Origin of the sequence: Micromonospora sp. NPDC048830 (assembly GCF_043198215.1) — a bacterium.
Classification (GTDB): Bacteria; Actinomycetota; Actinomycetes; order Mycobacteriales; family Micromonosporaceae; genus Micromonospora.
Genome location: NZ_JBICUP010000020.1, coordinates 100,944 through 119,971, shown reverse-complemented (window position 1 = coordinate 119,971; position 19,028 = coordinate 100,944). Strand labels below are relative to the sequence as shown.

Below are 19,028 nucleotides of genomic sequence, written 5' to 3'. Positions count from 1 at the left end.
CAGACCCGCCCAGCCAGCCGGCGTCAACACCACAGCCCGGACACGCTGACCCGCCCGCCGCACCACACCCGCCGGAAGCCCGTCCGGGCACAAACGACCAGCACAACAACATGATCAAATTAGGCTACGTGGCATTGGGTCAGGACCGCCTGCCACAAGTTCGGCGCCACGCTCTCGCGTAACAACTCGATAACGTCTTCAGCCGCCGCCGTAATCAGACGTGCGGAGGCCTTTGTGCGCGGAGCGGTAGGAGTTGGTTCCGTATCCGGCCTCGGAGCGGTGAGAGCCGAATCCGGATCTGGTTGGCTGTCACCAGGGCTGCTCGATGCCGGATCAAAACCCATTTCTGCCAACCCGGCAGCGATATCTGCCATCATGGAGCCCCAGAAGGTTCGCTGATCGTCGCCCTGTAGGTCCTGAACTTCGGCAGTCGGAGTGGACTCCACATTCGCGCCCATCGGCAGCGGGCTGCCGCTGCAAACAATGTCCAGGTATCTCGTCGTCCTGGTTAAGGCGACGTAGAGCAGGCGGTGGCCGCGGACGTCGGCCGCCACGATGTCGGCTGGCTCGATGACTACCACCGCATCGAACTCCAGGCCCTTGGCCTCGTGGGGACCGACAAGATTGATGCCCGGGCCGAGTTCGCCCTCCGAAGCCGCGCGCCAGGCGACATCCTTGGCGATCAGCTCAAGCTCCACGTCCTCACGGCAGGTGTCAGGGCAGATGATCGCTACGGACCTACCGTGAGCGGCGTGTCCCATGGCGACCCGAACGGCCTCGCCTGCTCGATCGTCTTCGTCCATCTGGTGGATCGAGGGGTCCGCTGGGCCGTCCCGTACCACCTGCGGTGCCTGAACCGAGGGCGCGGCGATCGGCAGCAGTTGGGCCGCGAACTCGAACACTTGCCGCGGCACGCGGTATCCGTAGCGTAGTTCCTCGTAGTTGACCGGCATCTCGGATGACAGGTGCCGGACAACGTCATCCCACTCGTCACGCGCCCACTGCCCTGTGGATTGGGCGATGTCACCGACCACTGTGAAGGAGCCATTGGCTGACCGTCGAGCGATCGCACGCAGCTGCATGGGAGACAGGTCTTGCGCCTCGTCGATGACGACGTGATCAAAATGGCCGACCACCCCGTTGAGGAGGTGGTCGGCCTCATCCAGCACCGCAAGATCCGCTTCCGTCCAGTGCTCGTCAGACATCTTGTCCGCCGCACGCCGATGCAGCAGAGAAATTTCGCGGGCGGTGAACTCGTCGCCGGCAGCGGCGATGAGCCGATCGCGCGAGCTGTACAGCTCGCGAAGGAACGCGGTGGGAGTTGTCGAGGGCCAAATCCGGTCCAGCACAAGGTCCAGCGCCGGCCGGATTGCGCTGGCGCCGTCTCGGCGGAAGGCGATTGAGCCGTCTTTGACCAGCTGATTGAATAACTCTCCAGGCAACAGCTCCCGAAACAGGTGACGGCGCTCTGAGTAAGTGCCACCGCTTTCGAGGCAGCGGCCAATGGTCGCGACGATGGGTTCCGCTGGCAGCGTGATCCGGTGGCCGTCGATAGCAACGCGTAGGTGCTTCTCGTTGTCAGGGACCGCTACGCGCGCGTAGAGAGCCCGCTCAACCAGGCCCACCATGCGCGGGTCGCCCTTGAGTCGAGCGACCTCGGTGGGCTCGGTACGGCCCCGGCGGGCCGGAGGGTGAAGTTGGTGAACATCGAGCTGCTCGACGTTCGTGTCACCGAGAGTGGGAAGCACCATACGGGTGTACCGGGTGAAAGTTGGGTTGGGTCCGATTATGAGGACCCGCTCGGCTGTGAGTTGGCCCCGGTAGTTGAACAGAAGCCAGGAGACCCGGTGCAGCGCGATGGCAGTCTTCCCTGTCCCGGGTCCGCCCTGGACGACCATCACGCCTTCGAGGGGGGTCTGGATCAGGTCGAACTGTGCCGCCTGGATCGTCCGAACGATGTCCTGCATCGATCCCGTGCGGTTGCGCTCCAGTTCCGCCAGCAGGGTGTCAGACGGCCGCTCCCAACTCTCCAGCTCGGCGACCCCGGCTGACAGCTCCGCCAGCAGCAAGTCAGTGAAGCTCTGGATCGAGTTTTCTTTGCAGCTGAAGTCGCGCTTGCGACGCAGTCCGCAGGGGTTGGCATGGGTCGCCTTGTGGTATCGGGCGGCAGCCGGTGCCTGCCAGTTGACGACCACGACGTTCGACTCGTCATCGAAAATTGCGTGATAGCCAAGGTACAAGCTCTCCCCGGACTCGTCGTCCATTCGGGCGAAGGCGACGGCATCATCGGGCTTGCCAAGCTTGTCCTGCCGGGCTTTGGCGTCGAGGCGGATCCGAGCGGCAGCCCCGCTGTTTGCTGCGGCGCCCGCTGCGCTACCAAGGTTGCGACGCATACGCTCGCGATGCTCCCACGCTGCGTCGAAGTAGTCCTGCTCGCGCTTCAACTCGACCGGGTCGACCGTCACTGAAACTCCCGCTGAACTCGTCGGCGTCCAGGCGGCGACGAGATTGGCTGCAAGGCATCCGAGCGGCTGCGTCCCGGACCAGATGACTGTATTGTGGCGTGTACGTTGCGTCGTCGTACGAAGGCACGCGTTCGTTGCCTATTCGGATGATATTGACGGGTGCGGTCGTAAGCCAGATAGTCGATCGAGGGTTACCGACCGACTGAAAGTGGTCAGGCGCTTGAATTCCTGGGGTTGATGATCAAGGTCAGGACGTCGTACGTGGACGCGTTTTCCCAGCTTGGACGGAGCGTGGTGATTCTCCGCCAACCCCAACCCTGGTACGCGGCCTGGGCTGGGGTGTTGTCCGGGTCGGCCAGGAGAGTAGCCCGTTCTTCGGTACGGCCAGCAAGTAGCTCGTCGTGCAGCAACTTGGCGATCCCTCGGCGCCGCCAGTCAGGGGCCACCATCAGCTCGCTGATGGCGAAGGTCCGTTTCCCGTCTTCATCGGTGAATCCGGCCGGGAAGGGCTCGCGAATACCGGCCCACCACCTGGTTTGGGCGGGTAGCGGGAAGCCGTAGATGTATCCGACCAACTCGCCGCCGACCGTGGCAGTGACCAAGTCCCAGCCGTCGCGCTGCGTGTGGCCAGCAAGCTGGCGGCGGTACCGGTCCTCGCTGTGGAACTCGTCGCCGTCCGCGTACACCCTCAGGTACAGCTCGATGAGCTGGTCGAGTAGCCCGGCCGCCTGTTCGGCGGTGTAATGCCGCAGATTCAGCCCTTCGATCATCCTTTCACCGCCTGGTCGTACGCCTCGACGAACTCCCGGCTTGCGGCCGTCGAGCGCTGCGGCCGCCCCAGGCTGGACCGGACCTGCGCGAAGAGGCGGCTCACCCGCCCCGAACTTACCTGGTCAATCTCAGGCAGCAGGTTCATCGCTGTGTGCGCAGCCTCGTCGAGGTTGCCCTGCCTGCAAGCAGCATCGGCGAGCTGAACCGAGTAGTAGATCCGGTTACGCCGGAGAGCGGGGGAGGGATTCGCCGTGATGGTTCGGAAGGCGTCGGCGGCTCGTCCAGGCATGCCCAGGGCAAGGTAGGAAAGGCCCTCGATGCCCTTGATCTCCTGCGGGGTGACGAAGTGAAGAAACGGCATGTCGTCCTCATTCGCACCGCGCTCGAACTCGCGTTGCGCCTTGCTCATTGCCCGATTGAATCCGCTTATGTCGTTCAAGGTGGCGAACGTTCTCGCGGTACGCAGGTGCAGCAGCGTGGCCAGCCGTGGGGTACCCCACCCAGCGGAGGACCTCAGTGCCGCCTCGGCGCTGTGCCGCGACTCGCCGGGACGGTCTTGACAGGTCAGTAGCGCGAGGTGGGCGAAGGCGCGTACCTCCATCTGCGGGTCATCGATGAAGCGAGCCCTGGTGATTGCCTCGTTGAGGTAAGCCCTGGCTACCGCACGGCGATTCGCGTCGATGGTGAGCCAGGCAGTTTCTATGGCGAGGTCGGCGAGGGTGGCCTGAAGGGCTTCGCCAACGTCCCGGCTGTAGGTCGCCTTCGCCGCCCACATCGATAGCTGGGCGTGTACCCGGATGGCGATGTCGCAGAGCTCGTTGGCCCCGACCGCTGCGTCGGCGCGGCGGAACTTGTCCACCAGCGAGCCGGCGTAGCTTACCTGCTCCATACCGATACTCCGGGGCGCGTCGGTGGGCGCGGCTAGCAGGTCGAGGGAGCCGGATGCGGCGATGCCCGCGAGGGCAGCGAGGGCGTGGAACTGTCGGCGGTCCGTAGTGTCACCTCCTTGAGCCGATGCCGTGGTGTCGGCATCGGTCAGTGCCGGCGGGAATGCCGGCCCGACTTCTTTCACGGTTGCGACGTCAGGCTGCGCAACCTCGATCGAACGGCCGGGGAGGCTGAACCACAGGAAACGGGACGGGATCCGGAACAACTGCGACCAGTGAATAAGCCGGTCCAGGTGTACCAGCGGCGGCCCGTTCTCCACCCGACTCAACTGCGCCTGCGTGATTCCGAGCCACCCCGCCACCACCGTCTGCGGCAACGGCTGCCGCCCGTGGTACGGGTGATGTCGGTACGCCCGAACAACCCGCCCGAGGTGCCGCTCCGCGAGCGCCCGCCGTACCGGCTCGTGCTCCCAGAAGCTCGCCGGCACCGCCGGTGGGCTGCTCAGCCGGTCGCGCTCGGCGGCCTGGCAGGGCGCGCAGCGTCCGCTGTCGTTGTCGCGCGCCAGGCGTCCGCCGCATCGGGGGCAGTTCGCAGGTGTCACCGGCAACCTCGCCGTTCGCGGGTGGCTGTGTCGATTGCGCTCCGTAGAGCCTATCCATTCAAACCGTTCCGAGGGTTCCCGGTATGCGTGCCGCGCATATCGACGATCCTCGCGCCGTCATGCCGGGCCGCTTCCGCTGTTCGCAGGCTCAATGCAAGGCCACAGAAGAGGCCCTGACGGAAGGAGCAGGATGCTCACCATCGACCGGGTCAGCACCGGCAGGACCCTCGTCTCCGAAGAGCTGTTCGCCCAGCTGACCGCCCGCATCGCCCGTGACCATCCCGAACTGGCCGCCGACCTGCCGGCCAGGATCATGGACCAGGCGCTCGCCTTCCTCGCCGCCTGCGCGACCGCCACCGAACCGCTCGGCCCCTCCGAACTGGTCGACATCGGCTGGCACACGTTCATCCTGCACACCCGCGAGTACGCCGCCTTCTGCCAGCGCATCGCCGGCCGGTTCATCCACCACCAGCCCGACCCGCCGTCCGACGAAACCGGCCGCGCGGAGCCGGAACCGCTCGGCGCCCCGATCGCCCGGACGGTCGCCGCGATCACCGCCGCCGGCTTCTTCCTCGATCGTCCGCTCTGGATTGCGGCTGCCGACTGCAGTCAGTGCCACGCCGGCTGCCACGACAGCCCGACCAGGTGAAGCTCGGGCGGCGGTTCTGGGCCTACGCTGTCCAGGACCGCCGTCCGGGAGGCCTCACCGATGCCGCGCCGCCACCACTGGGACGATCTGCCCCTTGCGCTACGAGGCGAAATCGAGCGGCACACCGGCGAGATCCGCCAGGCCGAGTCGCTGCCCGACGGCGCGTCCTGCGAGTTCGCCGCGACCCTCCACACCGCCGCCGGACGGGTCTTCTGCAAGGGCGGACTGGCCGATGGCCCGAGCGGCTGGCTCTACCGTAAGGAAGCCCGCATTAACCCGTGGCTGCCCAACGCCGTGCCCCGGCTTCGCTGGACCGTCGAGCGCGACGGGTGGCTCCTAAGCGGTTTCGAGCACGCGCCCGGCCGCCATCCCCGCCTGGAACCGGGCTCTCCGGACCTCGCGCCGGTAGCGGACCTGCTCAGCGCCCTCGCCCGCGAGCTGACGCCCTGCCCGCCCGTCGAGGTGCAGCCGTTCACCGACCGCTGGCGCGGGCTCATCGCCCCCGAGTTGGTCGACGGGGACACCCTGCTGCACACCGACATGACGCCCCGGAACTTCCTGCTGAGCGACCGGCTGCGGCTCGTCGACTGGTCCGCCCCGTGTCGGGGCGCCGCCTGGATCGACACGGCGTTTCTGCTGGTACGGCTCGTCCGCGCAGGCCACAGCCCCGCCGCCGCCGAGCGGTGGGCTGCCCGAATCCCCGCGTTCGCCGAAGCCGACGGCGAGGCCGTCACCGCGTTCGCCGACGCCCTGGTCCGCCTCTGGGACCGGATGCAGCGCACCTCTCCCGCACTGCACCGCGGGCCGCTCCTCGACGCCGCCCGCCAGTGGCACGCCCACCGCCTGATCCGGCAACCCGCCTCCATCTGAGCAGCGTCACCACTCGTATACCGACCGTGCATGGCGGTCACGATCGCCTCGGCATACCAGCCTCCCTGAGCCGCGCCGAGGCTGGGCGCATGGCCCGGGGCGGGTGCCGGGCTCCGGTCGCGTCGACCCGAACGACGTCGACCGTCCCCGCCCGCCCCGGCGCCACTCCACCCGTCAACAGGGGCCCGTCCTACCGAAGGGGCCCTCCCTTACACCTCAGGGAAGCCCATGAACAAGGCGGAGATACGCGAGGCAGCCGCCCGCTGGCTGAGCCTCGTCGCGGCGGACGCGGAGCTGTCGCCGTACCTGATCGGGGTGGACTGGGACCGGCTGAAGGCGCACCTCGCGCGGTCGCTCACCAGCGCGCCCACCGACGCGGCCGAGATCCCGAACCTCGGCTGGTCGGAGGCGCAGCACCGGCGGGCCGCCGACTACCTGACCGGGGTGCTGCCGACACCGGCCCGACGGGCGGCCGAGGTGGTCGAGCACGACCGCCCCTGCGACGGCCTCGCCATCCTCACCGTACGGCCGTCGCGGCCCCTGTCGCACCGCCCCGGCCAGGCCATTCCGGTCTGCACGCCGCGCCACCCCGGCCGGTGGCGCTGGTACTCCCCGGCGAACGCGCCGCGTCCCGACGGCACGCTCGAGCTGCACGTTCGCGCGGTCCCCGCCGGCGCCGTCTCCACCAGCCTCGTCCATCATGTACGCCCCGGCGAGCCGCTCCACCTCGGCCCACCGGCCGACACCGGGCTGAGCCTGAGCGGGGCGCGGGACCTGCTGCTGGTGGCCGGCGGCACCGGGCTGGCGCCCCTGCGCGCCCTGGTCGAGCAGGTCGCCGCCGCTCCGAGCGGCCGGCGGGTGACCCTGGTCGTCGGGGCCCGCACGGTCGCCGAGCTGTACGACGCAGTCACCCTCGACAAGCTCCAGCAGGCGCACGATTGGCTGACGATCGTGCCGGCGTTCTCCCGCGATCGTCTCGCCGAGCCGGGGGAGCGGGGCGACGCCGTCACCGTCGCCCTCGATCATCTGCGCCCCGACCAGGACGTGTACGTCTGCGGGCCGCCACCGATGCTCGCCGGCTCGCGGCTGCGGCTGCTCGTCGCCGGGGTGTTCGCCGAGCGCATCCACCTGCCGGAACGGATCCCGTGGCGATGACCGTCTACCGCAGCCGCAACTCCCTGCGCGGCCCGCTCACCCCGGACCGGATCACCGCGCTGCTGCTGCCTCTGACGCGGGTGGGCCGGCGCGGCTACCGGACCGGCGACGTCGACGCGCTGCTGCACCGCCTCGCGCACGAGCTGCGCGCCCGCACCCGCGAGCGGGATCGGGCGCTCGCCGAAAACCAGCGCATCAGGAACGCCCTCCGATCGTGGCAGAGCGACCAGGCACGAGCGCGCCACGATGCGCTGACGGCAGGCCCGGGCGGGACCACGGAGCGGCGGGCGGATCGGTAGCGTCGGGCCATGCCCGACACCACCACCGAGGATCTGCTGGCCGACTTCACTCCCGCCCGGCCGTACACGAGGGACACCCTGGCCGACGCGCCGAACACACCTGGCGTGCACACGGTGCTCGAACGCGGCGTGGTCATCTACGTGGGTCGGACGAAGAACCTGCGCAACCGGATGCGACAGCACCTCACCGGAGACCGACAGGCTTCTGTCCTGCACGAGCAGGTCGGCGCGCAGCTCGACAATCTGGGCCCGGAAGCGACCGCGGACGACATCGCCGAGTGGCTGGGCGGCTGCGACATCCGCTGGCTGGAGACGGACAACCCGGAGGCGACGAAGGACTCACTGATCCTGGCGCTGAAGCCGCGCCTCAACCGGCAGGTGCCCGGCCAGCGCCGGAGCTGAGGTCGGGTCGGCTGGGGGACTTGATGGTCTTCCCCGATGTCCTCGATCGACGCGCGTTGTTGGCGTCCGTCGAGTACGGACAGTCGACGCACGCGGAAGGACGTCCGATGACCCACCACCACCCCAGCGGTACGGCCGATGAGGCGGGCACCGCGCTGCGAGCTGGTCCGCGGCGAGCTGGTGCGACTGTGTACGGCCCAGCCGACCGGCACCGCCTCCGACGGCACCACCGTCGACCTGGCGGAGGCGTGTGCGGCGCTGCGCGGCTGGGACCTGCGGGTCGACCTCGACAGCCGGGGCGCGCACCTGTTCACCGAGTTCGCCCTGGCCGGCGGGCTGCGCTTCGCCGACCGGTTCGACGTCGCCGCCCCGGTCACCACGCCGAGCCGGCTCGCCGTCGACGACCCGAGGTGCGCACCGCTCTCGCCGACGCCGTACGCAAGCTGGCCGGCGTCCCGCTGGGCGCCCGCCTCGGCGACCTCCAGACCGAGCCGCGCGGCGCCGAGCGCATCCCGATCCACGGCGGCCGCGCCGAGGCCGGCGTGTTCAACATGATCATCGACCTCCTGGCGCCCGGCGTCGGATACCGGAAGGTGCGGCACGGCTCGTCGTTCGTGATGGCCGTCGAGCTGAGGCGCGACGGGCCGTCGGGGCGGCAGATCCTCACGTATTCGCAGTCGGCCAACCCGAACTCCCCTGGTACGCCGACCAGACGCGGCTGTACTCGGGGAGGGGCTGGGACACGATCAAGTTCACGGAACGGCAGCTGCGGGCGGACCCGAACCTGGTGACGTACCGGGTGGGGGAGCGCTGACCGGCGGGACGTGACAGGCGCGCCGGCCTGTGGCCTTCGCCACCGCGGGCCGGCGCGCCTCACCGTCCCGGTACGCCCGTCGGCGGGAACAGCAGTACGCGAACCTCGGGCAGCTCGGCGAAAGCGTCCCCGATCATCGGCCGGACATCGTGCCAGTCAAGCCCGCCGTTGCCGCAGCCGAGGGCCGGCACCGCGAGCGACCCGATCCGCCGCTGCCGGACGACCTCGACCAGGTCTGCCAGGCCCGCGCGCACGTCCGCCAACCTGGACCGCGCCCGCCAGTGCCCCTTTGTGGGGAAGTTGATCACGTAGCGGCGGGGACCGGCGCAGCCCGAGTCGAAGACGTGCATGCGGCCGAGCTGAACCTTTCCGGCGGCGCACGCTGCTCGATACGCCGCGTAGTTGTCCGGGTGCGCGTGCTTGAACTGGAGGGCGATGCCCTTGCCCATCACGCCAACCGTGTTGACGGCGTTGACCAGCCCCTCCACGTCCGCGGCGAGCAGGTCGCCCCTACCGATGTCGACCACCGCGCCCTCCGTTCGTCATGGGTGGTGGTACCAGTTCGGTACGACATCCGGCGGCGAAGCGCCCGGCTGTACGGTGCAGATCTGTGAGCGCGGCTGTTGCCGGTAGTGTCCGGGGCGTCTCTTGGGAGGTGGGGTCGATGCTGGCCGGGTTGGAGGTGCCGCCCGCCGTCGAGGCGGAGCGCGTCATCACGGCCGTGCTGGCCGACCTGCGCTCCGGTGACCACCGGGGCGTGGTCGTCGACTCGCCGCCCGGGGCCGGCAAGTCGACCCTGGTCGTCCGGGCCGCCGTCGAGCTGGCCGCCGCCGGGGAGCCGCTGATCGTCATCGCGCAGACCAACGAGCAGGTCGACGACCTCATCGACCGGCTGGCCCGCAAGGCCGCCGAGCTTCGCATCGGCCGGCTCTCCGCCGCCGACTACCGGGCGACCGACCGGGTCAGCGGCCACGACACGGTCCGGGTCGCCGCGAAGGTCGCCGACCTCGCCGACTCGGCCGTCATCATCGGTACGGCCGCCAAGTGGGCCACGGTCACCGACGGCTCGTGGCCGTGGGCGATCGTCGACGAGGCGTACCAGATGCGGTCGGACGCCCTGCTGCGCGTGGCCGGCAGGTTCGAGCGGGCGCTGTTCGTGGGTGACCCGGGGCAGCTCGACCCGTTCTCGACGGTCGAGACCGCGCGCTGGACGGGCCTGACCTGGGACCCGATGCAGTCGGCGGTGGCGGTGCTGCTGCGGCACAACCCCGACCTGCCGGTGCACCGGCTGCCGGTGTCGTGGCGGCTGCCCGCGTCGGCGGCCCCGGTGATCTCCCAGGCGTTCTACCCGTTCACCGGGTTCCGCGCCGGCACGGGCGGGGCCGACCGGGCGCTGGCGTTCACCGAGCCCGGGCCGGGGGACGCGGTCGACGCGGCGGTGGAGCTGGCGGCGTCCTCGGGCTGGGCGCTGTACGAGCTGCCGGCCCGGCACACGCTGCGCACCGACGCCGAGGCCGCGTCGGCGTGCGCCGAGCTGGCGCTGCGGGTGCTGCGGCGCGGCGCGGTCGCGGTCTCCGAGCAGGCGCCGGCGGGCGCGCCGGTCACCGCCGACCGGATCGCCGTCGGGGCCGCGCACCGCGACCAGGTCGCGGCCATCCGCGCGCAGCTCGGCGAGGCCGGGGCGGGCGTCACGGTGGACACCGCCAACCGGCTTCAGGGCCGCGAGTACGACGTGACGATCGTGCTGCACCCGCTGTCGGGGCGGCGGGACGCGACGGCGTTCCACCTGGAGTCGGGGCGGCTGTGCGTGCTGGCGTCCCGGCACCGGCACGCCTGCGTCGTGGTGGCGCGCGCGGGGATCGCGGAGCTGCTGGACGCCCACCCGTCGTCCGAGCCGGTGTACCTGGACGTCCCGGTCAAGTTCCCGGACGGCTGGCAGGCCAACCAGGCCATCCTCGCCCACCTGCACGGCTCGGCCCAGTAGGTCGGTGTGCGGGTGCCGCCCGATCACCTCGGTTCAGGCGGCATGTTGCCCAGCGGCGGGCTCCGCTGGCGACCACTGTCGCAGGCGATGCACAGAATCCCGCAATACGCCGCCAGTTATCCGTGAGAATCCTGTCGCTGTGCCGATAGATCGTTCGTACTGCTGATCTATTCCGATCTATAGAGTCCGCGGGCAAAGGCCGTCACCGAAAGGCGGACGATGAACGATCAATCCAATTCCCTCTCCCGCCGGCGACTGCTCGTCGGCGCGGCGGCGGCCTCGGCGGCGCTCACCGCCGTGGGCCCGGCCGCCGCCCAGGCCGCCCCGTCCGGCGCACCCGCTCAGGCCGCCCCGCCCGCCGCGCCCGCTCAGGCCGCCCCGTCCACCGCGCCCGCTCAGGCCGCCCCGTCCACCGCGCCCGCCCAGCCCCTCGTCGCCCGCGACCGGATCGCGACCGCTCGCCTCCTGGCGACCGGCGTCGGCCCGGGCGCGGCCCGTTTCCAGGCGGACTTCCACGAACGGCTCGCCGCCTGGCTCGCCTTCTGGTCGGCCAACTCGCCCCCGTCCTGGGGCGCCCCGGTCGAGGTGGTCGGCGAGGTCGCCCCCACGGGCGACGCGCTCACCCTGCACAGCGTCCGGGTACGCCGGGGCGAGGACCTGGCCGACGGGTTCACCGCGGCCCGACTCGACGCCGCGCACCGGGCCACCGAGGCCAGCCTGCACCACCACTTCCCGTCCGTACGCCGACTGCCCGACGGCACCCTCCGGGTGTGCGACGGGTCCGCCGCCTTCACCGGCTCGCCCGACCAGCTCGCCTTCGTCGCCGGGGCGTGCCGCGAGCTGTGGGGCCTGCCGGCGGGGGACTGGCGCGACCGGGCCAACGCCGCCCTCGCCCGGGCCGGGCACCGCCTCGACGTCGCCTCCCGCTCCGGGTGGGCGGCCTTCACCAGGACGAGCCTGCGGCTCGGCCTGCGCACCGAGACCTACCAGTAGAAGGAGACAGCAGATGGCGCGCAGTGAGTTCCGGTTCGTGGTCGACGGGGTCGAGCTGACCCCCGAGCAGCAGACCGCCATCGCCGGCGAGATCCAGAAGGCGGGCCTTGCCGCCCTGACTGCCGTCGGCAGCCGGCTGACCAACCCGCTGACCGTCGGGCACGGCAACATCCGGCTCCGCCCCGAGTGGTACGGGCTGTGGGTGGTCGACGGGCCGTTCGCCGACGAGCTCGGCCAGAAGATCAACGACCTCGGTTTCTGGATGCAGAAGTGACCCAGCCCGTCCACCGGCCGGACCCGCCGGAGCGGATGTGCCCGAGCACCCCCGCGGCCAACGCCACGGTGTTCCTCGGCATGATCACTCCGGCGGGCCGGGTCGCGTACGTCACGCCGCAGCTCCCGGCCGAGGTGGCGCTCGCCGCCTCGGCCGGGGCCGACGGGCCGGTGGAGTCGCGGTACCGTTTCGCCGGCCCCTGCGTCACCTCGTCGTGCGGCTTCTGGACCGGCGACCACTGTGGCCTCGGCGAACGCCTCGTCGCCTCGTACCAGGAGACCACCGGATCGGCCGAGGCGGAGCTGCCGCGCTGCGCGATCCGCCGGTCCTGCCGCTGGTACGCCGAGCAGGGCCCGTCGGCCTGCGTCGCCTGCTCCCACGTGGTCACCGACGCCCGCTGACCGCCGTGCAGGTCGGTCAGGCCCGGGCCGGCGCCGCGACGCGCTGCTCGGCGTCGTCCAGCCACCGGCGGTGGTCAGACTCCATGTCGGCGACATGGTGGCATCCCGCGCACTCGGACACCCCCATGTCGCCGACGTGGCGCAGGTGTCGCGGTCAGCCCCAGATGGCGGCGGCCCACTCCGGGTGGTCGACGAACGGGTTGCGGTTGCGCTGCCAGCGGTCGTAGATGACCTGGTTGCGGCGCTTCTCGAAGGCGTCCGGCGGGTCGAGCTGGTGCCAGGCGAGCAGCACGGACTGCCGGCCGTGGTACGGGGCGGTGCCGTTGGTGACGGAGTTGTTCATCTCCAGGTTCGGCCAGCCGTCGTCGCCCTCGTACCGGATCGCCATGTACATGATCATGCGGGCGACGTCGCCCTTGACCGCGTCGCGGGGCTCGAACGAGTCGGCGTCGCTGAAGCAGTCGGGGCACTGCGACACGGCGCTGCCACCGTTGTCGAAGTCCTTGTTGCCGCGCGTCGAGTTGACGGTGACGTCCTCGGGGCGCAGGTGGTGCACGTCGGTGCCCGGACCGGTGGCGGTGCCGAAGTCGCTGTGCGACTTGGCCCAGACGTGCTCGCGGTTCCAGTCGTCCACGCCGCCGCCGTTGCTGGCCTTGCTCTGCGATCGGCCGCTGTAGAGCAGGATGACGTTGTTGGCGTTCGCCGGGTCCTGGTCGGTGTCCTTCAACGCCTCCCACACCTGGTCGTAGCTGAGCTTCGTCTGCGTCCTGATGATCGAGTGCAGGGCGCCGCGCAGGGCCGTGCCGGTCTTGCCGATCGCGCTCGCGTAGTACGTGGAGTCGTACGGGCCGCCGGTCGGGCCGGTGGTCGGCGTCGGGCTGGGGGACACGCCGCCGAGGCTCATCGCCGTCGGCTCCTTCAGGCCGCCGTGGCTGAAGTACGCGGTCAGCGTCCCGGTCGCGGTCACCAGTCTGCCGCGCAGGCCGGGGTTGGTCAGCAGCCCGAAGGCGCTCCGGTACGCGGCCGTGACCTGGACGTAGAGCATCCTGCTCGTGCTGGTCTCGCCGGCGGTGTCGGCGATGGCGATCGCGGTGTCGGCGGTGAAGCCGGAGGTGATCACCGTGTTCGTGGTGATCGGCTGGCCGATCACGTAGCCGGTGACGGTCGCCGTACGGCCGTCCTGGGCGGCCAGCGCCTGGGCGACGGTCAGCGCGGTCGCGGCCGACGCGGAGGTGCTTGCCACCACCGCACCGGTCACCAGGGTCACGGCAAGGAGGAACGCCGTGGCCAACCGCCCGGATCGCGAGCGGGTGATGCTCTTTGCATTCATGTTCAGCGATGTTAGCGGCGGCGGCGTGAACGCCGGGAGGGCGGCGGGCGAATTTCTCCGCCAACAGTCCGGACGCTTTCCGGCCGGACCATCGCCCTACTGTGGAGGCGACCAGAGTGGAGCGAGTGGCTCCCGCCGGTCGACACAATCGATGGGGGCAGCAGCATGCGCATGTCACGCCGCAACCTTCTCCGGGCCGCCGGAGTCGCCGGCACCGCCCTGTCCCCGCTGGCGGCAGGCGACGCTCGCGCGGACACGCGCGCGGCCGTCGAGCGGGCCGCGGGAACGCCGGCAGCGGCCGTGTTCGCTCTCGCGTTGCTTGACAGGTAGGCGCCGACGACGGCGAGGGGCCGGGATCAGGCGGCCCGGCCCCTCGCCGTCACGCGGTCGTCACCGGGCGAGCGGCTGGCCCTGCTTGTCGCGGAAGCCGCCGACGAGGATCACGATGAAGTCGATCAGCGTCCAGAGGCCGAGGCCCCCGAAGGTGACGATCTGCAGGATGCCGGTGCCGGTCTTGCCGACGTAGAAGCGGTGCACCCCGATGATGCCGAAGAAGAAGCACAGCAGCAGGGCGACGACCCACGACCGCTGGTTGGTGACAGGAGCGTTCACGCTGGTCCTCTCGTGGTTTGAGCGGGCGGGAGCCTATCCAGGCCGGTGATCGGGAACAAGGGCGCCGTTCGCAAGATCATCCGTACGGCCGGCCGCTCCCGGCCGATGCGGTCACCCGTCGAGGCTGGTCAGCCCGGTTGTCCGGCGGGCCGCCGACGGCCACCATCGGGGGCGGCGCCCGAGGTCGCCGGTGCTAAGGTCCTCGCGGCTCGGCGGCGGTCTCGGGGGAGGAACGGCGATGGTGGGGGCGTTCCGCGACACCCTGTCGCAGTTGCTCAAGGCCCGCGTACCGGTGCTCCAGATCTCCTCGTACGAGGAGCAGCGGGTGCTCGCCGAGATCGCCGCGGTGGCCCACGACGCCGCCCGGGTACGGACGCCGCGCGGGATCTGGACCTGGTCGGCGACGCGCGGCCTGGTCACGCCGGACGGCGAGCGGCGGCCGGGAACGACCGAGCCGGTGGCCGCGCTCGACGCGGCGTGGCGGATCGACGCGCCGGCCCTGCTCGTCCTCGCCGACCTGCACCCCGCGCTCGGCGCCGGCGGCCGGCCGGCCGATCCCGGCGTGGTCCGCCGGCTGCGGGAGCTGGCCGTCGCCTACCGCTCGGGCCCGGTCCCGCGCACGCTGGTCCTCCTCTCCCCGGTACCGGACCTGCCGGTCGAGCTGGCCAAGGACGTCACCGTGCTGGACTTCCCGCTGCCCACCGAGACCGAGATCCGCGTCGTGCTGGAGGGCATCATCGCGGCCAACGCGGCCAGCGGCCGGATCCGCATCGCGCTGGACGAGCAGGGCCGGGAACGGCTCGCCAAGGCGGCGCTCGGGCTCACCCTGCACGAGGCGGAGAACGCGTTCGCCCGGGCCATGGTCGACGACGGGGTGCTCGACGCCAGCGACCTGCAGGTGGTCCACGAGGAGAAGCGGCAGGCGGTCCGCCGCAGCGGGCTGCTGGAGTTCGTGGACGACCGGGTGGCGCTCGCCGACGTCGGCGGCCTGGAGAACCTGAAACGCTGGCTGGCCAAGCGGGACGGCTCCTGGCTCGCCGAGGCCGCCGCGTACGGGCTGCCCGCCCCCCGCGGCGTGCTGATCACCGGCGTGCCGGGCTGCGGCAAGTCGCTCACCGCCAAGGCCGTCGCCGCCGCCTGGGGGCTGCCGCTGCTGCGGCTGGACATCGGCAAGGTCTTCGCCGGCCTGGTGGGATCCAGCGAGCACAACATGCGCGAGGCGATCGCGGTGGCCGAGGCCACGGCGCCCTGCGTGCTGTGGCTGGACGAGATCGAGAAGGGTTTCGCCGGGGCGGCCGGCGGCGACTCCGGCACCTCCGCCCGGGTCTTCGGCTCGTTCCTGACCTGGATGCAGGAGAAGACCCGGCCCGTCTTCGTCATCGCCACCGCCAACGACTTCGCCGGCCTGCCCCCGGAACTGCTGCGCAAGGGGCGCTTCGACGAGATCTTCTTCGTCGACCTGCCCACCCGCGCGGAGCGCGCGTCGATCTGGGGACTGCACGTCGCCCGGCGACTGCGGCACCCGGCCGTAGCCGGGGAACTGACCGTCGACCAGGCGCTGATGACGGAACTGGCCGGGCTGAGCGACGGCTACTCGGGCGCGGAGATCGAGCAGGCCGTCGTCGGCGCGCTGGTCGACGCGTACGCGGAGCGCCGGCCGCTGCGCCGGGACGACCTGTTGCGCGTGTTGGTCAACATGGTCCCGTTGAGCGTCACGCAGGCCGAGCGGATCGCCGCCGTGCGGAGCTGGGCGGAGCACCGGGCGGTCGCCGCGACCGCCGCCGAGGACTGGGACCTGGAACCCCGGCCGTCGGCCGGCCCGGGCCGCCCCGGGGGCGGGCACGGCCGGGCGGTGGAGTTCTGAGTTTCCCTTCGACGACAGGAGAGTGCCGGTGAGCATCTCACTGATACTCGTACCGCTGGCGGTGGCCACGGTCGCCGCCGCCCACGCCACCAGCGCGGACCGCGACGACGAGGACCGGGTGGTCTGCCAGGTGCAGACCCGGATGCGGGACGAGACGCTGCTCGCCGCCGCGCTGCGCGACACCGGCGCGGCGGTCACCGCCGACGCCGACGGGATCATCGCCGACTGGGCGGGGGTACGCGCGGGATTCCGTCGCGGCTCGGACGGCATCTGGACGGCCCACCTGGCCGGCGAGGTCGACGAGCAGCGGGCGGTGGAGATCGTCCACGCGGTGGACGCCGCGTACGGGCGGCAGGTGCAGGGCGCGGTGCTGGAACGGCTGCGCGCCCAGGCCCCCGCCGCCGGGCTGCGCCTGGAGTCCGAGCAGGTCACCGAGGACGCCTCGGTGCGCCTGGTCTTTGCCGTGGGGGAGCGGACGGCATGAGCGAGCAGCCCCGCATCGTCGTGACCGTCGGCCCGGACGGTGCGGTCAGCGCGGAGACCCACGGGCTGTTCGGCGAGCGCTGCCTCGACTACGTCGCCGTGCTGGAGGACCTGCTGGCGGCGCGGACGGTGCGCAGCGCGTACACCGCCGACCACGGCCGGGTGGCGGCCGTCGTCGCCCAGGAGGAGCGCGATGTCGACCGCGCCTGAGGGCGGCTGGCAGCAGGGCTGGCCGGCGGCACCCGGCCCGGGCGGCCCCCCGGCCACCCCCGGCCACCCGGTCCCGCCTGGCCCGGTCGGCTGGCCCGCCGCGCCGCCCGGTGCCCCGGCCTGGCCCACCGCGCCGGATGCCTCGGCCTGGTCCGGCGCGCCGGGTACCTCGGCCTGGTCCGGCGCGCCGTCGGGCGTCTCGGCCTGGTCCGGCGCGCCGTCGGGCGTCTCGGCCTGGTCCGGCGCGCCGTCGGGCGTCTCGGCCTGGCCCACCGCGCCGGGTACCTCGGCCTGGTCCGGCGCGCCGCCGGCAGGATCGCCCGCGGCCAGCGCCTGGTGGCGGGTGCGGCACAGCTGGTGGCTGCTGCTGCCGATCCTCGGCTTCAGCTGCCTCGGCGGGTTCGGTTTCCTCTACGTCGGCGTCCGGGCGCGCCGGTCGGCGTGGTGGCTCTCCGGCATCGGCTATTTGATCGCCGGCTGGTCCGGCTTCATCGTGGTCGGCTCGCTGCCGAAGGAGAACCCGCTGACCGACTGGGCCCTCGGCGTCTTCCTGGCGTCCTGGCTGGCCAGCATCGCGCACGCCTGCCTGATCAACGCGTCCTGGCTGCGCTGGCGCGCCAACCACCGCCCCTGGTACGCCGCGCCGGGCGGCCGGTACCCGCCGGGAACCCTCGCCCCGCCGCCCGGCGCGCCCGGTTCGCCGATCACCGGCCCGGCTGGATCCGGCGTCCCGGCCGCCAACCCGGCTGGATTCGGCGTCCCGGCCGCCAACCCGGCTGGATTCGGCGTCCCGGCCGCCAACTCGGCTGGATTCGGCGTCCCGGCCCCCGCGTCGCCCGGGTTCGGCGACCCGACCTCCGGCCCGACCGGGGCGGCGCGCGAGCCCGGCTACTGGGGCGCCGGGCCGGCCGCGACACCGGTCCCGGCCACCGGGCCGGCACCCACCACCGCGTCGCCCGTCACACAGTCGGTGTCGCCGGTGTCGCCCGCCGTCCCCGGACCGTCCAGGGCGGACACGCCGGCGCAGGTGGACGTCAACACCGCCGGAGCCGAGCAGCTCGCCGCCCTGCCCGGCTTCGACCTCGCCCGGATCGCCCGGGTGCTCGCCGCCCGGGAGTCCCGCCGCGGGTTCGGCAGCCTCGCCGAGTTCGCCGCCGCCGCCGACCTGGCCCCGCACGAGTACGCCCGGCTGCGCGAGGTGCTGGTCTGCGCACCGCCGACCGGGCCGGCCGGCCATCCCGGGACGCCGCATGGACGCGTACTCGATTTCTGAGGCCGGCCCGGTGCGGCGCACCCCCGCCGGGCTGGAGCGGGTGGCCCTGGCCCGGTTCCTCGCCTCGACCCGCGCCGAGGGGCCGGGGGAGCGGACCGCGCTGTGGGTCCAGGGCTGCGCCATCCGCTGCCCGGGCTGCTTCAACCCGCAGATGTGGGCCTTTCGGGGCGGCGAACTGGTGGCGCCCGCCGAGCTGGTCGAGCGGGTCCTCGCCGCCGGTACCGAGGGCGTGACCCTGCTCGGCGGGGAGCCGTTCGACCAGGCCGCCCCGCTCGCCGAGGTGGCCGCCGGGGTACGCCGGGCCGGCCGGTCGGTCATGACCTTCACCGGCTACACCCGGGCCGGCCTGCGCCGGGCCGTCGACAGTGGTCGCGACGACGTGGCGGCCCTGCTCACGGAGACCGACCTGCTGGTCGCCGGGCCGTTCCGGGCCGACCTGGTCGACACCCGCCGCCCCTGGGTGGGCTCCACCAACCAGGAGTTCGTGCTGCGGGGCGACCGGTTCCCGGGACTGCTGGACGACCTGCCGAGCACGCCCGACCGGGTCGAGGTGATCGTCGACGCGGCCGGCCGGGTGTCGGTCAACGGCTGGGCCGAGCTGGAGGCGCTGGACGAGTTGCTGGCCTCGGTCGGCCGGCCTCAGCCGCGCCGGGCGAGCGCCGCCCGGCGGTAGCCGGCCGGCGGCAGCCG

General features: G+C 71.9%; 20 protein-coding genes and 1 pseudogene. 15 read left to right on the top strand and 6 right to left on the bottom strand.

Annotated features, from left to right (window positions below; all coding sequences use genetic code 11):
* Nucleotides 1–119: 119 nt before the first annotated feature.
* The 3 genes from ACGFIZ_RS18795 to ACGFIZ_RS18785 all read right to left on the bottom strand — a co-directional run bounded on the left by ACGFIZ_RS18795 (nucleotide 120) and on the right by ACGFIZ_RS18785 (nucleotide 4,725).
* A complete protein-coding gene (locus ACGFIZ_RS18795) occupies nucleotides 120–2,465 on the bottom strand; it encodes a UvrD-helicase domain-containing protein (RefSeq protein ID WP_393420822.1) in 2,346 nt (781 codons plus the stop codon).
* 212 nt (nucleotides 2,466–2,677) lie between these two features.
* Entirely contained in the window at nucleotides 2,678–3,235 is a 558-nt protein-coding gene (locus ACGFIZ_RS18790; RefSeq protein ID WP_393420820.1) for a GNAT family N-acetyltransferase, read from the bottom strand.
* Complete coding sequence (locus tag ACGFIZ_RS18785) at nucleotides 3,232–4,725, bottom strand: hypothetical protein (protein ID WP_393420818.1); 1,494 nt, start codon at nucleotides 4,723–4,725, stop codon at nucleotides 3,232–3,234. The genes ACGFIZ_RS18790 and ACGFIZ_RS18785 overlap by 4 nt, the downstream gene beginning before the upstream one ends.
* Nucleotides 4,726–4,915: 190 nt before the next feature.
* Here ACGFIZ_RS18785 and ACGFIZ_RS18780 point away from each other — a divergent pair, with 190 nt between their 5' ends.
* The 6 genes and pseudogenes from ACGFIZ_RS18780 to ACGFIZ_RS18755 all read left to right on the top strand — a co-directional run.
* Nucleotides 4,916–5,374, top strand: coding sequence for a glycine-rich domain-containing protein (locus tag ACGFIZ_RS18780; RefSeq protein ID WP_393420816.1), 459 nt, complete (start codon nucleotides 4,916–4,918; stop codon nucleotides 5,372–5,374).
* A gap of 60 nt (nucleotides 5,375–5,434) precedes the next feature.
* Complete coding sequence (locus tag ACGFIZ_RS18775; protein WP_393420814.1) at nucleotides 5,435–6,244, top strand: hypothetical protein; 810 nt, start codon at nucleotides 5,435–5,437, stop codon at nucleotides 6,242–6,244.
* A gap of 228 nt (nucleotides 6,245–6,472) precedes the next feature.
* The gene (locus ACGFIZ_RS18770; protein ID WP_393420812.1) at nucleotides 6,473–7,399 is read left to right on the top strand and encodes an FAD-binding oxidoreductase; all 927 of its coding nucleotides are present in this window, start codon (nucleotides 6,473–6,475) and stop codon (nucleotides 7,397–7,399) included.
* The gene (locus ACGFIZ_RS18765) at nucleotides 7,396–7,698 is read left to right on the top strand and encodes a hypothetical protein (RefSeq protein ID WP_393420810.1); all 303 of its coding nucleotides are present in this window, start codon (nucleotides 7,396–7,398) and stop codon (nucleotides 7,696–7,698) included. The genes ACGFIZ_RS18770 and ACGFIZ_RS18765 overlap by 4 nt, the downstream gene beginning before the upstream one ends.
* Before the next feature lie 9 nt (nucleotides 7,699–7,707).
* Nucleotides 7,708–8,100 (top strand): GIY-YIG nuclease family protein, encoded by a 393-nt coding sequence (locus ACGFIZ_RS18760; protein WP_393420808.1) that lies wholly within the window; start codon nucleotides 7,708–7,710, stop codon nucleotides 8,098–8,100.
* 144 nt (nucleotides 8,101–8,244) lie between these two features.
* Nucleotides 8,245–8,914 (top strand): annotated as a pseudogene (locus ACGFIZ_RS18755) (penicillin acylase family protein); the annotation flags it as partial.
* A gap of 59 nt (nucleotides 8,915–8,973) precedes the next feature.
* Here the strand turns inward: ACGFIZ_RS18755 and ACGFIZ_RS18750 are convergent.
* Nucleotides 8,974–9,441, bottom strand: coding sequence for a macro domain-containing protein (locus ACGFIZ_RS18750; RefSeq protein WP_393420806.1), 468 nt, complete (start codon nucleotides 9,439–9,441; stop codon nucleotides 8,974–8,976).
* A gap of 137 nt (nucleotides 9,442–9,578) precedes the next feature.
* Between ACGFIZ_RS18750 and ACGFIZ_RS18745 the strand changes: the two genes are divergently transcribed.
* The 4 genes from ACGFIZ_RS18745 (at nucleotide 9,579) to ACGFIZ_RS18730 (ending at nucleotide 12,566) form a co-directional block, all read left to right on the top strand.
* Complete coding sequence (locus ACGFIZ_RS18745; RefSeq protein ID WP_393420804.1) at nucleotides 9,579–10,898, top strand: AAA family ATPase; 1,320 nt, start codon at nucleotides 9,579–9,581, stop codon at nucleotides 10,896–10,898.
* A gap of 219 nt (nucleotides 10,899–11,117) precedes the next feature.
* Nucleotides 11,118–11,891, top strand: coding sequence for a hypothetical protein (locus tag ACGFIZ_RS18740; RefSeq protein ID WP_393420802.1), 774 nt, complete (start codon nucleotides 11,118–11,120; stop codon nucleotides 11,889–11,891).
* Nucleotides 11,892–11,904: 13 nt separating this feature from the next.
* Nucleotides 11,905–12,165, top strand: coding sequence for a hypothetical protein (locus tag ACGFIZ_RS18735; RefSeq protein WP_393420800.1), 261 nt, complete (start codon nucleotides 11,905–11,907; stop codon nucleotides 12,163–12,165).
* Nucleotides 12,162–12,566, top strand: a complete 405-nt coding sequence (locus ACGFIZ_RS18730; RefSeq protein ID WP_393420798.1) for a hypothetical protein — start codon at nucleotides 12,162–12,164, stop codon at nucleotides 12,564–12,566. Before ACGFIZ_RS18735 ends, ACGFIZ_RS18730 begins: the two co-directional genes overlap by 4 nt.
* 154 nt (nucleotides 12,567–12,720) lie before the next feature.
* Here ACGFIZ_RS18730 and ACGFIZ_RS18725 read toward each other — a convergent pair whose 3' ends face one another.
* Nucleotides 12,721–13,896 (bottom strand): endonuclease, encoded by a 1,176-nt coding sequence (locus tag ACGFIZ_RS18725; RefSeq protein WP_393420796.1) that lies wholly within the window; start codon nucleotides 13,894–13,896, stop codon nucleotides 12,721–12,723.
* A 390-nt stretch (nucleotides 13,897–14,286) separates the two neighbouring features.
* Nucleotides 14,287–14,508 carry a TM2 domain-containing protein gene (locus tag ACGFIZ_RS18720; protein ID WP_393420795.1) on the bottom strand — a complete coding sequence of 74 codons (222 nt, stop codon included), beginning with the start codon at nucleotides 14,506–14,508 and terminating at the stop codon, nucleotides 14,287–14,289.
* Nucleotides 14,509–14,746: 238 nt separating this feature from the next.
* Between ACGFIZ_RS18720 and ACGFIZ_RS18715 the strand changes: the two genes are divergently transcribed.
* The 5 genes from ACGFIZ_RS18715 to ACGFIZ_RS18695 are packed head-to-tail and all read left to right on the top strand — an operon-like array spanning nucleotide 14,747 to nucleotide 19,011.
* On the top strand, nucleotides 14,747–16,372 hold the full coding sequence (locus ACGFIZ_RS18715; protein WP_393420793.1) for an AAA family ATPase: 1,626 nt from the start codon (nucleotides 14,747–14,749) through the stop codon (nucleotides 16,370–16,372).
* Between the two features lie 28 nt (nucleotides 16,373–16,400).
* Nucleotides 16,401–16,856, top strand: a complete 456-nt coding sequence (locus ACGFIZ_RS18710; RefSeq protein WP_347667727.1) for a hypothetical protein — start codon at nucleotides 16,401–16,403, stop codon at nucleotides 16,854–16,856.
* Nucleotides 16,853–17,065, top strand: a complete 213-nt coding sequence (locus tag ACGFIZ_RS18705; protein WP_393420790.1) for a DUF2997 domain-containing protein — start codon at nucleotides 16,853–16,855, stop codon at nucleotides 17,063–17,065. Before ACGFIZ_RS18710 ends, ACGFIZ_RS18705 begins: the two co-directional genes overlap by 4 nt.
* Nucleotides 17,049–18,338 carry a type II secretion system protein GspK gene (locus ACGFIZ_RS18700; protein WP_393420788.1) on the top strand — a complete coding sequence of 430 codons (1,290 nt, stop codon included), beginning with the start codon at nucleotides 17,049–17,051 and terminating at the stop codon, nucleotides 18,336–18,338. The genes ACGFIZ_RS18705 and ACGFIZ_RS18700 overlap by 17 nt, the downstream gene beginning before the upstream one ends.
* Nucleotides 18,316–19,011 (top strand): 4Fe-4S single cluster domain-containing protein, encoded by a 696-nt coding sequence (locus ACGFIZ_RS18695; protein WP_393420786.1) that lies wholly within the window; start codon nucleotides 18,316–18,318, stop codon nucleotides 19,009–19,011. The genes ACGFIZ_RS18700 and ACGFIZ_RS18695 overlap by 23 nt, the downstream gene beginning before the upstream one ends.
* Nucleotides 19,012–19,028 lie beyond the last annotated feature (17 nt).